The sequence below is a fragment of the Litchfieldia alkalitelluris genome (genome assembly GCF_002019645.1).
Taxonomy (GTDB): Bacteria; Bacillota; Bacilli; order Bacillales; family Bacillaceae_L; genus Litchfieldia; species Litchfieldia alkalitelluris.
Map to the genome: position 1 here is coordinate 2,592,015 of NZ_KV917374.1, position 14,915 is coordinate 2,606,929.

The following is a 14,915-nucleotide window of genomic DNA, read 5'->3' on the forward strand; positions in this document are numbered from 1 at the left end:
GTGTAAACAATCTTTAAATAAAGTGTAATGATATGCATACATTATTTTATGGTATGTATCTTTTAAGTTTTTAAATATATATCTAAATAATGAAGACATATAAATAACCTCCTTATTTATTTATATGAAACAGAAAAGATAGAATATGAAATTTAATTTTATATAAAGTGTTAGGAGTTTTAAAATGAACCTCATCAGTATCAATATCTGTAGACTAGTCCCCATTATTTACATGTCTTGGATTTGGCTTCAATCTGCTAAATTTAACCCATCATCTATTGAACATGTTTTCTATGATTTAGACTTTAAGGTCATTTTACTCATTGGTGGGACACTAGAGTTTGCCCACCTCATCGAATTCGGAATACTGTATGTATTTTTGATTGTAGCATTTCTTACTTTAGGGCCACTTACTAAAAAAAAGGAAGTCGCTGCATTAATTATTGCCATTACATACTCATTTATTGATGAAATTCATCAGTACTATGTTCCATACCGTTCATTTTCTCAGATTGATATGGTTAAGAACTTAATCGGGATTTGGTTTTTCTGGTGGCTTGTAAGAAGGACATATTATAATAGAAACTCGAAATTAGGTGCGTTTTTTCGAGGGATACAGTAAGAAAAGAAAAAAGGTGTCTTACATATTTAATAAGAAAAAAGCGTTATTGACTTTATATCAATAAACGCTTTTTCTTGCTATCGTGTCGGGAAGTCCTTTTTTATAAAAATTGAATTTTGTGGAGTGCCTGTTGGCTTCATTTTACCATTTTTATCGAAAATAGGGGATGCATAATCATTTTGGTTATAATCCCCGTATACTTTATACTTACTAGATAGAATTGTATCTAACAATGAATATTGAGAATAATGAATAACTAGTAGACCTCCTGGCTTTAGCAATCTGTCAAGTTCAATTATTTGTTTCTCAAATTTATCAAACGGATATATGTGTTTTAGATTGGTAATACCTGTTTCTTTGATATGGTGAGGTTTTCGTTGAAGAACTGCCATACAAAAAATGGCATCATATTTTCCATGCTTCTCAAGTTCACTTGTTGTTGAATAGATAAATGATATTTTATCATCGACAGTAAGCTTTTTACATATAGCAAGACTGCTTTTATTAACATCTGCTCCTATAATGCGTGAGTTGGTAAAATATTTTCTCAGAGTCATAACCTCTTCTCCAGTTGAACATCCATAAGAGAGCATCTTTATATTTTTATCTCCAAAGTATTCTTTTGCAGCTGAGAAAATGACTGGATAACGATCCATAAAAGTGAGTGACGTTGTTTGATGAACATTTTTAGAATTAAATAATTGCATTAGAAGAATTGACCTGTAATTTTGGTCTACAAAAAACCGTCTGAAGTTATTAAATAAACTCCATGTGATATAAACTAAAGAAACGATATTTCTAATAAAAATGTTCTTTGAATTTCGTTGAAGGCGAAGGTTTTGTTTTGTGTTGCTAATTACGCTCATTATATCCTCTCTTTTCTTCGGGAAAATGTGTTAACGAAGAGTTAATAATATAATGATAACATTGTTCTTCATTAAGAACAAGTTGTTAATTTAAGTCTCATAAAATTGAAGTGTCTAAGTACTTGTTAAATTAATTCCCAAAATAAAAAAAGCGTCTGTTGATCTTACTATCAATAGTCGCTTTTTGCAGTTTATTCTTATTTATTTTCTGCTCTCCATTTATTAAATTCCAGATATTCACGAAACTGATCTTTTGTAACTCCAGATTTCATGGCCTCTTTAACAAGGTTAGCCCACTCGCTGTCAAGCTCTGCAGGATCATTGATCTCGCCATCTAGCAACGTATTCACTGAAACTCCGAGGACGGAGGAGATTTTTTCTAGGAATTGAATTGAAGGGTTTGATTGGAGGTTGCGTTCAATCGAGCTTAGATAAGATTTAGCAACTCCAGCTCTTTCTGCTAGTTCTGAGAGTGATAGTTTTCTTTGTAATCTGTAATTTTTGATGCGTTGACCAATCATTATGTATGTCACCTTCCCTTAATTTTGATTATAACATATTAGAACCAATTTTCTATATTTTGATTAATTGAAAATTTCTTCACATCCAAAGATGGCTATAATCTCGGAAGGGTTTAAATGAAAAAAAACCAGCTATATAGGTACAATTATAGCAGGTTGGTAGTGTTATGTATTGTATTATGCTCGAATATTAAATATATGTAACAGCCTTATTTCCGCTTGTAAAAAACTCTCTGATTTCTTCGACTGACATGCCGATTTCCAAGGCATATAGAATTAAGTCAACCCACTCCTCGTCCAAATCATTTGCTTTAAAAACTCCATTGCTTGCCATTGTATCTCCCCCAAAATACGTAGTATCTGAGGCAGCCCAGCCGTCATCGTTATAACTATAACCTTAGACCCGTGACTTTGCGTCCTTTTTTTTCAAAAAGTTTGCCTTTCACTGAATTTCCCCTCAATGAATATATGACTGAACTAGCAGGTATATGTCGATTTTATATGTATAATGGAAGTATATCCCTTTTGAAAGAGAAATAGTGTTGAACTTTGTCGACAAAATAAAAATTTTACAAATACTTTAAATAAGCGCTTTCAAGACTAAAGTTATATTTCTTTATGATATTGATGTGTCTAAATACCTGAAAATTTCGTTAAATGGTTCAAGATAGGGGATTATTTGTAAGTTGATGGTGTTAATTAGGAGAAAATGTCGATAAGTTTTTTGTCATAAAAGGCTCAAGTCGGAAATAGGGGGAGAGACCTACTCCAACTTGAGCCAAAACACCTAGTTCATCATTGCTTGTGGAGTTAAGTAAAACAATCCACCATTTATGATTTCAATTTTTACCTTTGGTTCATATTGCTCTCGTAATGCTTCTTTTTCCGTTTCATAGCTTTCTGGTTTTTCTTCAAGATCTTCATAAAAATGATTCAGTAACTCGAGATCTTCATTCCAACGTTCACGAGCAGCATCTGCCCAGGAGTGATCATCACTTTCGACAAAACCACGGATATATTGCTGCAATCGATTTAACCCGCTTTTATGCTTGATAAGTGGACTCATTGTAAAACAATAGTCTGGAATCTTTGGGGTTAACTCAAGCTTTTCCAATCGGTCTTGGAAGTTTTCTAATATACTTCCGCTTATTAAATGAAGGCCAAGAGACATCAAAATATCTCGTTTTCGATCACATTGATAAGAGATTTTCGCATTAATTCCTAACCAAGGGTGTAACGGAATATTGTTTGGGACCGTCTGCTGCACGTTTTGATATAAGCGCATATATCCGGCTAATTGTTTAGTCGACTGGAAAATTTGATGCAACCTCGGTGCGCCAAAATGAATGAGTTCACCCTTTAAATCCTTAGGTGCTTTTTCTTGGTCTGTAATCAAGGTGAGGGCATAAGGGTTAGGGATACCACCTGTTTTCTCAAGATAGTGCCAATAAAAAGGACGGTTCATAAGCTGTTTATCAAGCTCTACAGTTAGTTGAACGGTCATATGCCCGGGTGCACTCTCTGTAATTTCACAATGATTAGAGGTGAAATACCGCTCTAGAAAGCTATGAATTTCCGCTTGCTGCATGTGGCTCATCTCCTTCCTCTTCTTCTGCATAATTTAAAATTGAGGTTAAATTGTCCATTTTAATACGCATTTCGCCTTCACTTTTTGAATGAAGTAAAATATCTTGAACATGTTCCTCAAGATTTCCAATATCCAGCTTTGTTAAGATTTCATCTAATTGTCCAACAACACGTTCAAACAGATTTATTTTTTCATAAAGAAGCTTTAAAATATGTTCTTCAACGGTGTTGGCAGTGGAGAAGTTGTAAATCTTCACGTCGTTTTCCTGTCCTAATCGGTGAATACGACCAATTCGTTGTTCCAGTCGCATTGGATTCCATGGTAAATCATAATTAATCAGATGGTTACAGAATTGAAGGTTAATTCCTTCACCACCAGCTTCAGTTGCAATCAGAACTTGGGCATGGTTTTGGAATAGCTGCTTCATCCAATCCTTTTTCCCACGCTTAAAGCCTCCGCGGAAGGGAACAGACGAGATTCCGTTTTGTTGTAAAAACCACTGCAAGTACATTTGAGTGGCACGATATTCTGTGAAAATAATCACCTTGCCATCAATCTGCTTAATTAGTTCTAATGCTTTTTCTGCCTTGGAATTGGTTTGCACTTGTTCAACTTTCTGCATTAAGTGCATCACCATATCTTCAGGGATGTTGATGTTTTCATCGTTATTTTTTTCAAGCATTTTCTTTAATGTAAAAAAGACTGCTTCACGACTACTGCATGCTTCACGTTGTAATGTCATGATTGCAAAGCTACTTGTTATGCCGCCCTGACCACGAAACTCAGAGATGCTATCATATAATTCGCGTTCTGACTCTGAAAACTCAATTGGTACTGTTTCAACCTTCCGTTTTGTCCATTCAATCCCAGTATCACTACGACGATTACGAATCATCACCTTATTAACAAGATTCTTTAAATGTTGATCTTCTTGAAGGGATCTACTTTTCTTCTTCCCATATGATTCATCGAAATAAGTTTGGTTACCTAAATGACCTGGTTTTAATAATGACACAAGATTAAATATCTCTTCTACTCGATTTTGAATAGGTGTTGCTGTAAGAAGTAAGCAAAATCTCTTTTTTAAGCTTTGAGCAAATTCATAGTTTTTCGTTTTATTGTTTTTGAGTTTATGTGCTTCATCGATAATAATCATGTCATAGTTTTGTTCAAGCACGATTTCTCGATGCGGACTTCGTTTCGCTGTATCTATAGAAGAAACAACAACATCACATTGCTCCCAAACATAGCTTTTCTTTTGCTCAACAGCAGGGATATAGAACTTTTGCTGTAATTCTGCTGCCCATTGAGACACGAGAGAAGCGGGAACAAGAATTAATACTTTTTTAACCAACCCACGAATCATGTATTCTTTTAAAATTAACCCGGCTTCAATTGTTTTCCCAAGACCCACTTCATCTGCAAGAATGGCTTTGCCGTTCATTTGTTCTACCACTTGCTTTGCGACTTCAAGCTGATGTGGAAGTGGAGTTAAGTGGGCTAAGTGCCTTGGTGCCTGTAAGCCTTCAAATTCTGGAATGGTAACATGCTTTTCAACTTCATAAGCAAGCTTATACAATTCCCAGCTCGCCCACGGGCCGTCTTCATCAATGCGCTGCAAAAAGCCGTCTTCCCATGTATGATCAAACTCGGTCGTGACCTTCAACATTTTTCAGTCCTTTCACGTTAGTTTGCTAGATAATTCACCAATATACAGGTGAAACCGAATGAGTATATTTAATATGTAATTGATTGTGTGTAAAACACGAACGATACTTAAAGAAAATATTGTTTCGTTCATGTAAAATGTTATTGCCCAATGTACTCTTTTAATGGTAGGATGAGATTAGCAAAAAGTTGTCACAAATTAGACTATATTAGGATAGTATTACCAAGTTTCCCAAAATTATATATGCGCGGATGAGAACTAGGGGAGAGACTGCCAAATTGGTGGCGCCGAAGGAGCAAGTGGGAAGACCATGAATCTCTCAGGCAAAAAGACTCTATTTTGACGCAACTCTGGAGAGTGTCTATTTTATAAGAAGTAGACCACCAAAGGGGAAAGCCGAAAAAACGGTAAACTTTCAGGTGCCAGGACAGAGAACCTTCATATTAGTTATGGGGTTTCTCTGTCCTTTTTTGTGCATTAAAACAAAGATTTATAGGGGGATGGCACTTTGACTGAATTAAAACGCACACCATTATTTGATGTTTACGCTAAATATGGTGCAAAAACAATTGACTTTGGTGGCTGGGATCTTCCGGTTCAATTTTCTAGTATTAAGGATGAACACGAAGCGGTAAGAACGAAGGCTGGTTTATTCGATGTTTCTCATATGGGTGAAATCGAAGTAAAAGGTACTGATAGTCTTGAGTATCTTCAAAAAATGATGACAAATGATGTTTCTCTATTAAAAGACGGCGGTGCACAATACACTGCAATGTGTTATGAAAATGGCGGGACTGTAGATGATCTTTTAGTTTATAAAAAAGCTGACAATGATTATCTATTAGTTGTAAACGCAGCAAACATTGAAAAAGATTTCGCATGGTTACAAGAACATGTATCTGGTGATGTCAATGTTGTGAATATCTCAAATGAAGTTTCACAGCTTGCACTACAAGGTCCACTTGCTCAAACGGTTCTTCAAAAGTTAACATCAACAGACTTAAATGAAATTAAAGTGTTTAAATTCAAGGACAACGTTGAAGTGGCTGGTAAAAAAGCACTTGTATCTCGAACTGGGTATACAGGTGAGGATGGTTTTGAAGTATATTGCCATCATAGTGATGCGATTACCCTTTGGGATGAAATTTTAGCAGCAGGAAAAGAAGAAGGTGTACTTCCGATTGGACTTGGTGCACGTGATACATTACGTTTTGAAGCGAATCTAGCACTTTATGGCCAAGAGCTATCTAAGGACATAACGCCAATCGAAGCAGGAATTGGTTTTGCGGTTAAAACAAATAAAGAAGCAGATTTCTTCGGTAAAGCTGTTTTAAAGCAGCAAAAAGAAGAGGGTGCTCCTCGTAAGCTTGTTGGAATCGAGATGATCGATAAAGGAATTCCGCGTCATGGATATGAAGTGTTTGTTGGTGAAGAACAAGTCGGTGAAGTAACGACGGGCACACAATCTCCAACATTAAAGAAAAATATCGGTCTTGCGCTTATTAAAACTGAGCTTGCTAGCTTAGGAACAGAGGTTGAGGTGCAGGTTCGTAAAAAGAGATTAAAAGCAGTCGTTGTTGCTACTCCATTTTATAAGCGTCCTAAAAAATAACTCACTTACCAATTGAAAGGGGTATGTATATCCATGAAACATCGTTACTTACCTATGACAGAACAAGATAAAAATGAAATGCTTCAAACCATTGGAGTAGATTCTGTTGATGAGCTTTTTAAAGATATTCCTGAAAGTGTACGTTTCCAAGGTGAATATAATATTAAGCCTGCGAAAAACGAAGCGCAATTAATGAAGGAACTTGCAGCAATGGCTGCGAAAAATGCGGATTTAAGAACAAATGCGAGCTTTTTAGGAGCTGGAGTGTATGACCACTATATGCCAGTTATCGTTGATCATGTGATCTCGCGTTCTGAATTTTATACTGCTTACACACCATACCAACCAGAAATTTCGCAAGGGGAGCTACAAGCGATTTTTGAATTCCAAACAATGATTTGTGAATTAACAGGAATGGATGTAGCGAACTCTTCAATGTATGATGGCGGAACAGCTTTAGCAGAAGCAGCTATGTTAGCAGCAGGTCAAACAAAGCTAAAGAAAGTTCTGATTTCTGGTGCCGTTCATCCGGAATCAAAAGCAGTTGTTAAAACGTATGCGGCAGGTCAATACATTGAAGTGGTTGAGGTGCCTGTTAAAAATGGTGTAACAGATTTAGCGGCTCTTGAAGAAGCAATGGATGAGTCTGTAGCTTGCGTGATTGTTCAATACCCGAACTTCTTTGGACAAATCGAACCTTTGAAGGACATTGAAAAAATTGCTCATACTGGTAAAAGTATGTTTGTTGTTTCAAGTAACCCACTTTCACTTGGTGCATTAACACCTCCAGGAAAGTTAGGTGCTGATATCGTTGCAGGTGATGCTCAACCATTTGGAATTCCAACTGCATTTGGTGGACCACACTGTGGATATTTTGCAGTTACTTCAAAATTAATGAGAAAAGTACCTGGCCGTTTAGTTGGTCAAACCGTTGATGAAGATGGTAAACGTGGATTTGTATTAACATTACAAGCACGTGAGCAACATATCCGCCGTGATAAAGCAACATCGAACATTTGTTCAAACCAAGCGTTAAATGCATTAGCAGCATCTGTTGCGATGACGGCTCTTGGGAAAAAAGGTGTAAAAGAAATGGCGACTCAAAATATCCAAAAAGCTCATTATGCGAAAAAGCAATTTGAAGAGAATGGTTTTGAAGTAGTGTTTGCTGGTGCATTTTTTAACGAGTTTGTTGTGAAATTAGATAAGCCGGTTAAAGAGGTTAATGCTGAATTAATTCAAAAAGGTATCATTGGAGGATATGACTTAGGTCGTGATTATCCTGAGCTTTCAAATCATATGCTTGTAGCAGTAACTGAGCTACGTACAAAAGAAGAAATTGACACACTTGTTGCGGAAATGGGGGGCACACGCCATGAGTAATCAAGATCAAGCTTTAATTTTTGAAATAACAAAAGCAGGTCGTGTGGGCTATAGTTTACCAGAGATGGATGTACCGGAAGTAAATATTGAAGAATTGATCCCAACAGATTATCTTCGCGTAGAAGAACCAGAGCTACCAGAAGTGTCTGAACTTGATATTATGCGTCATTACACGGCATTGTCTCGCCGTAATCATGGTGTGGATTCAGGGTTCTATCCACTTGGATCTTGTACAATGAAGTACAATCCGAAAATTAACGAAAATGTTGCTCGTTTTAATGGATTTGCTCATATCCATCCATTACAAGATGAATCAACGGTTCAAGGTGCACTTGAATTAATGTATGATCTTCAAGAGCATTTAAAAGAAATTACGGGCATGGATGAAGTAACATTACAGCCAGCTGCTGGAGCACATGGTGAATGGACGGGATTAATGATGATCCGTGCATATCATGAAGCAAATAATGATGCTGCTCGTACAAAAGTTATCGTTCCCGACTCAGCGCACGGAACAAACCCAGCGTCGGCTACAGTTGCCGGATTTGAAACAGTAACAGTTAAGTCAGATGAAAATGGTTTAGTTGATCTTGAAGACTTACGTCGTGTCGTAGGTCCTGATACTGCCGCATTAATGCTAACAAATCCAAATACACTTGGTTTATTTGAAGAGAATATTCTAGAAATGGCAAGCATCATTCACGAAGCAGGCGGAAAGCTTTATTATGATGGAGCAAACTTAAATGCAGTATTAAGTAAAGCGCGTCCTGGTGACATGGGCTTTGACGTCGTTCACTTAAATCTTCATAAAACATTCACTGGTCCACACGGTGGTGGTGGTCCTGGTTCAGGTCCTGTTGGGGTAAAAGCAGACCTTATTCCATTCCTACCAAAGCCAGTACTTGTAAAAGGTGATGAAGGATATAAGTTTGAATATGATCGCCCACAATCAATTGGTCGTGTAAAACCTTATTACGGAAACTTCGGAATCAATGTGCGTGCATACACTTACATCCGTTCAATGGGTCCAGATGGATTAAAAGCTGTAACTGAATATGCAGTATTAAATGCAAACTACATGATGCGCCGTTTAGCAGAGTATTTTGATCTACCATTCGATCGTCATTGTAAGCATGAATTTGTTTTATCAGGTCGCCGTCAAAAGAAATTAGGAGTACGTACACTTGATATTGCGAAACGACTACTCGATTTCGGTTACCATCCGCCAACCATTTACTTCCCATTAAATGTTGAGGAATGTATCATGATTGAGCCGACTGAAACAGAATCAAAGGAAACTCTGGATTCATTTATCGATGCAATGATCCAAATTGCCAAGGAAGCAGAAGAGAATCCAGAAATTGTTCAAGAAGCACCACATACTACGGTCATCAAGCGTCTAGACGAAACATTAGCTGCTCGTAAGCCGGTATTACGTTATCAAAAATAGTTTCTATATATATAGAAGGAATTCGGTTTTATAGCGGATTCCTTCTTTTTTATTAAAAAAATATGTTTAGTTTGCTTTGAAGTGGGAAATTATTATAATAAGTCGAGTTTCTTCTATATATTAATCATTGTTATATAAAAACTCTTACCATTATCTACCTGTTGATAGAGTGATGGCGTGATGATAATATAGAACAAGTCACCGCTTCTTCGAGAAGAAGTTGAACGAAAAAAGTTCATTTCGCAGAAGTTGACATTTTGATTTTAAAATGATATACTCATTCTTGTCGCTAACCACTTCAACTCTTGTAAAAAAAGATGTTGACTTAGCTAGTTGGTAAATGGTATATTTATAAAGCTGCTTTAACAAGCGAGCAGAAGTTCTTTGAAAACTGAACACAATAAACAAGCGTCAACGTTTAATCTAGTTTTAAAATTTTTATTTGAGCAATCAAATATCTCTTATTGGAGAGTTTGATCCTGGCTCAGGATGAACGCTGGCGGCGTGCCTAATACATGCAAGTCGAGCGGATTAAAGGAAGCTTGCTTCCTTTAATTAGCGGCGGACGGGTGAGTAACACGTGGGCAACCTGCCTGTAAGACTGGGATAACTTCGGGAAACCGGAGCTAATACCGGATAATATAAAGAACCTCATGGTTCTCTATTAAAAGATGGTTTCGGCTATCACTTACAGATGGGCCCGCGGCGCATTAGCTAGTTGGTGAGGTAACGGCTCACCAAGGCAACGATGCGTAGCCGACCTGAGAGGGTGATCGGCCACACTGGGACTGAGACACGGCCCAGACTCCTACGGGAGGCAGCAGTAGGGAATCTTCCGCAATGGACGAAAGTCTGACGGAGCAACGCCGCGTGAACGATGAAGGCCTTCGGGTCGTAAAGTTCTGTTGTTAAGGAAGAACAAGTACGAGAGTAACTGCTCGTACCTTGACGGTACTTAACCAGAAAGCCACGGCTAACTACGTGCCAGCAGCCGCGGTAATACGTAGGTGGCAAGCGTTATCCGGAATTATTGGGCGTAAAGCGCTCGCAGGCGGTCTTTTAAGTCTGATGTGAAAGCCCCCGGCTCAACCGGGGAGGGTCATTGGAAACTGGGAGACTTGAGTGCAGAAGAGGAGAGTGGAATTCCACGTGTAGCGGTGAAATGCGTAGAGATGTGGAGGAACACCAGTGGCGAAGGCGACTCTCTGGTCTGTAACTGACGCTGAGGAGCGAAAGCGTGGGGAGCGAACAGGATTAGATACCCTGGTAGTCCACGCCGTAAACGATGAGTGCTAAGTGTTAGGGGGTTTCCGCCCCTTAGTGCTGCAGCAAACGCATTAAGCACTCCGCCTGGGGAGTACGGTCGCAAGACTGAAACTCAAAGGAATTGACGGGGGCCCGCACAAGCGGTGGAGCATGTGGTTTAATTCGAAGCAACGCGAAGAACCTTACCAGGTCTTGACATCCCTATGACCGCTCTAGAGATAGAGTTTTCCCTTCGGGGACAAAGGTGACAGGTGGTGCATGGTTGTCGTCAGCTCGTGTCGTGAGATGTTGGGTTAAGTCCCGCAACGAGCGCAACCCTTGATCTTAGTTGCCAGCATTCAGTTGGGCACTCTAAGGTGACTGCCGGTGACAAACCGGAGGAAGGTGGGGATGACGTCAAATCATCATGCCCCTTATGACCTGGGCTACACACGTGCTACAATGGATGGTACAAAGGGCAGCAAAACCGCGAGGTTAAGCGAATCCCATAAAACCATTCTCAGTTCGGATTGCAGGCTGCAACTCGCCTGCATGAAGCTGGAATCGCTAGTAATCGCGGATCAGCATGCCGCGGTGAATACGTTCCCGGGCCTTGTACACACCGCCCGTCACACCACGAGAGTTTGTAACACCCGAAGTCGGTGGGGTAACCTAAGATGAAACTTGTTTCATCTAGGAGCCAGCCGCCTAAGGTGGGACAGATGATTGGGGTGAAGTCGTAACAAGGTAGCCGTATCGGAAGGTGCGGCTGGATCACCTCCTTTCTAAGGAAACTGAATCTCTTATGAGATTCATAAAAAGACGCTTGATTTATTGTGGTCAGTTTTGAAGGAACTTTCCTTCTATTAGAATTCGTACCTTGAAAACTAGATAACGTAACAAGACATTCATTAAGAATTAAAACCAAAGTAATAAACTGTAAAGTTTTTACGACTTTAACTTAGGTTAAGTTAGTAAGGGCGCACGGTGGATGCCTTGGCACTAGGAGCCGATGAAGGACGGGACTAACACCGATATGCTTCGGGGAGCTGTAAGTAAGCTTTGATCCGAAGATTTCCGAATGGGGAAACCCACTGCTCGTAATGGAGTAGTATCTCTACCTGAATTCATAGGGTAGTTGAAGGTAAACCCGGGGAACTGAAACATCTAAGTACCCGGAGGAAGAGAAAGCAAACGCGATTTCCTGAGTAGCGGCGAGCGAAACGGAAAATAGCCCAAACCAAGAGGCTTGCCTCTTGGGGTTGTAGGACACTCTGTACGGAGTTACAAAAGAACGAGGTAGATGAAGTGATCTGGAAAGGTCAGCCACAGAAGGTAACAGCCCTGTAGTCGAAACTTCGTTCTCTCTAGAGTGGATCCTGAGTACGGCGGGACACGAGAAATCCCGTCGGAAGCAGGGAGGACCATCTCCCAAGGCTAAATACTCCCTAGTGACCGATAGTGAACCAGTACCGTGAGGGAAAGGTGAAAAGCACCCCGGAAGGGGAGTGAAAGAGATCCTGAAACCGTGTGCCTACAAGTAGTCAGAGCCCTATGATTTTTCCTTCGGAAAATATCAGGGTGATGGCGTGCCTTTTGTAGAATGAACCGGCGAGTTACGATCACGTGCAAGGTTAAGTTGATAAGACGGAGCCGCAGCGAAAGCGAGTCTTAAATAGGGCGCATGAGTACGTGGTTGTAGACCCGAAACCAGGTGATCTACCCATGTCCAGGGTGAAGTTCAGGTAACACTGAATGGAGGCCCGAACCCACGCACGTTGAAAAGTGCGGGGATGAGGTGTGGGTAGCGGAGAAATTCCAATCGAACTTGGAGATAGCTGGTTCTCTCCGAAATAGCTTTAGGGCTAGCCTTGAATTTAGAGTCTTGGAGGTAGAGCACTGATTGGACTAGGGGCCCCCAACGGGTTACCGAATTCAGTCAAACTCCGAATGCCAAAGACTTATATTCAGGAGTCAGACTGCGAGTGATAAGATCCGTAGTCAAGAGGGAAACAGCCCAGACCACCAGCTAAGGTCCCAAAGTATACGTTAAGTGGAAAAGGATGTGGAGTTGCCCAGACAACCAGGATGTTGGCTTAGAAGCAGCCACCATTTAAAGAGTGCGTAATAGCTCACTGGTCGAGTGACTCTGCGCCGAAAATGTACCGGGGCTAAACGTATCACCGAAGCTGTGGATTGTTCTTTTAGAACAATGGTAGGAGAGCGTTCTAAGTGCAGTGAAGTCAGACCGGAAGGACTGGTGGAGCGCTTAGAAGTGAGAATGCCGGTATGAGTAGCGAAAGAGGGGTGAGAATCCCCTCCACCGTATGCCTAAGGTTTCCTGAGGAAGGCTCGTCCGCTCAGGGTAAGTCGGGACCTAAGCCGAGGCCGAAAGGCGTAGGCGATGGACAACAGGTTGAAATTCCTGTACCACCTCCTCACCGTTTGAGCAATGGGGGGACGCAGAAGGATAGGGTAAGCGCGCTGTTGGATATGCGCGTCCAAGCAGTAAGGCTGATTCGTAGGCAAATCCGCGAATCGTTAAGGCTGAGCTGTGATGGCGAGGGAAATAAAGTACCGAAGTTCCTGATTTCACACTGCCAAGAAAAGCCTCTAGCGAGGTGAGAGGTGCCCGTACCGCAAACCGACACAGGTAGGCGAGGAGAGAATCCTAAGGTGTTCGAGAGAACTCTCGTTAAGGAACTCGGCAAAATGACCCCGTAACTTCGGGAGAAGGGGTGCTTATTAGGGTGAATAGCCCTGATAAGCCGCAGTGAATAGGCCCAGGCGACTGTTTAGCAAAAACACAGGTCTCTGCGAAGCCGCAAGGCGAAGTATAGGGGCTGACACCTGCCCGGTGCTGGAAGGTTAAGAGGAGAGGTTATCGCAAGAGAAGCTTTGAATCGAAGCCCCAGTAAACGGCGGCCGTAACTATAACGGTCCTAAGGTAGCGAAATTCCTTGTCGGGTAAGTTCCGACCCGCACGAAAGGTGTAACGATCTGGGCACTGTCTCAACGAGAGACTCGGTGAAATTATAGTACCTGTGAAGATGCAGGTTACCCGCGACAGGACGGAAAGACCCCGTGGAGCTTTACTGTAGCCTGATATTGAATTTTGGTACAGCTTGTACAGGATAGGTAGGAGCCTTAGAAGCCGGAGCGCCAGCTTCGGTGGAGGCGTCGGTGGGATACTACCCTGGCTGTATTGAAATTCTAACCCACATGCCTAAATCGGCATGGGAGACAGTGTCAGGTGGGCAGTTTGACTGGGGCGGTCGCCTCCTAAAATGTAACGGAGGCGCCCAAAGGTTCCCTCAGAATGGTTGGAAATCATTCGTAGAGTGTAAAGGCACAAGGGAGCTTGACTGCGAGACCTACAAGTCGAGCAGGGACGAAAGTCGGGCTTAGTGATCCGGTGGTTCCGCATGGAAGGGCCATCGCTCAACGGATAAAAGCTACCCCGGGGATAACAGGCTTATCTCCCCCAAGAGTCCACATCGACGGGGAGGTTTGGCACCTCGATGTCGGCTCATCGCATCCTGGGGCTGTAGTCGGTCCCAAGGGTTGGGCTGTTCGCCCATTAAAGCGGTACGCGAGCTGGGTTCAGAACGTCGTGAGACAGTTCGGTCCCTATCCGTCGTGGGCGTAGGAAATTTGAGAGGAGCTGTCCTTAGTACGAGAGGACCGGGATGGACACACCGCTGGTGTACCAGTTGTTCTGCCAAGGGCATCGCTGGGTAGCTATGTGTGGACGGGATAAGTGCTGAAAGCATCTAAGCATGAAGCCCCCCTCAAGATGAGATTTCCCATAGCGCAAGCTAGTAAGATCCCTCGAAGATGACGAGGTTGATAGGTCAGAGGTGGAAGCGCGGTGACGTGTGTAGCTGACTGATACTAATCGATCGAGGACTTAACCAAAACTTTTAATGAATGTATGAACGTTATCTAGTTTTGAAGGT

General features: G+C 41.3%; 9 protein-coding genes, 2 rRNA genes and 2 riboswitches. Of the genes, 6 read left to right on the plus strand and 5 right to left on the minus strand.

Translation table 11 applies throughout. The features are described from left to right. Window positions 1-184: 184 nt before the first annotated feature. A complete protein-coding gene (locus tag BK579_RS11850; protein WP_078545783.1) occupies window positions 185-622 on the plus strand; it encodes a VanZ family protein in 438 nt (145 codons plus the stop codon). Window positions 623-699: 77 nt separating this feature from the next. On the opposite strand, the gene BK579_RS11855 is transcribed toward BK579_RS11850, so the two are convergent. The 5 genes from BK579_RS11855 to BK579_RS11875 form a co-directional block, all read right to left on the minus strand. Beyond that, window positions 700-1,488: a class I SAM-dependent methyltransferase gene (locus BK579_RS11855; protein ID WP_078545785.1), complete on the minus strand. Its 789-nt coding sequence runs from the start codon at window positions 1,486-1,488 to the stop codon at window positions 700-702. 197 nt (window positions 1,489-1,685) lie between these two features. Next, on the minus strand, window positions 1,686-2,009 hold the full coding sequence (locus BK579_RS11860) for a helix-turn-helix domain-containing protein (protein ID WP_078545787.1): 324 nt from the start codon (window positions 2,007-2,009) through the stop codon (window positions 1,686-1,688). 190 nt (window positions 2,010-2,199) lie between these two features. Then, the gene (locus BK579_RS11865) at window positions 2,200-2,343 is read right to left on the minus strand and encodes an anti-repressor SinI family protein (protein WP_078550547.1); all 144 of its coding nucleotides are present in this window, start codon (window positions 2,341-2,343) and stop codon (window positions 2,200-2,202) included. 27 nt (window positions 2,344-2,370) lie between these two features. Next, window positions 2,371-2,459: riboswitch (cyclic di-GMP riboswitch) on the minus strand. A 337-nt stretch (window positions 2,460-2,796) separates the two neighbouring features. Beyond that, on the minus strand, window positions 2,797-3,597 hold the full coding sequence (locus BK579_RS11870; protein WP_078545788.1) for a YqhG family protein: 801 nt from the start codon (window positions 3,595-3,597) through the stop codon (window positions 2,797-2,799). Then, window positions 3,575-5,263 (minus strand): DEAD/DEAH box helicase, encoded by a 1,689-nt coding sequence (locus tag BK579_RS11875; protein ID WP_407936272.1) that lies wholly within the window; start codon window positions 5,261-5,263, stop codon window positions 3,575-3,577. Before BK579_RS11875 ends, BK579_RS11870 begins: the two co-directional genes overlap by 23 nt. Window positions 5,264-5,517: 254 nt before the next feature. After that, a riboswitch (glycine riboswitch) is annotated at window positions 5,518-5,611 on the plus strand. 163 nt (window positions 5,612-5,774) lie between these two features. Between BK579_RS11875 and gcvT the strand changes: the two genes are divergently transcribed. From gcvT to BK579_RS11900, 5 genes are all read left to right on the plus strand, one after another. Next, window positions 5,775-6,878: a glycine cleavage system aminomethyltransferase GcvT gene (gene gcvT / locus BK579_RS11880; protein ID WP_078545790.1), complete on the plus strand. Its 1,104-nt coding sequence runs from the start codon at window positions 5,775-5,777 to the stop codon at window positions 6,876-6,878. 33 nt (window positions 6,879-6,911) lie between these two features. Continuing rightward, complete coding sequence (gene gcvPA, locus BK579_RS11885) at window positions 6,912-8,261, plus strand: aminomethyl-transferring glycine dehydrogenase subunit GcvPA (RefSeq protein ID WP_078545791.1); 1,350 nt, start codon at window positions 6,912-6,914, stop codon at window positions 8,259-8,261. Beyond that, on the plus strand, window positions 8,254-9,711 hold the full coding sequence (gene gcvPB / locus BK579_RS11890) for an aminomethyl-transferring glycine dehydrogenase subunit GcvPB (RefSeq protein ID WP_078545792.1): 1,458 nt from the start codon (window positions 8,254-8,256) through the stop codon (window positions 9,709-9,711). The genes gcvPA and gcvPB overlap by 8 nt, the downstream gene beginning before the upstream one ends. A 461-nt stretch (window positions 9,712-10,172) precedes the next feature. Beyond that, window positions 10,173-11,741, plus strand: a 16S ribosomal RNA gene (locus BK579_RS11895). 179 nt (window positions 11,742-11,920) lie between these two features. Beyond that, a 23S ribosomal RNA gene (locus tag BK579_RS11900) occupies window positions 11,921-14,874 on the plus strand. Together the 16S and 23S rRNA genes form the textbook arrangement of a ribosomal RNA operon. Window positions 14,875-14,915 lie beyond the last annotated feature (41 nt).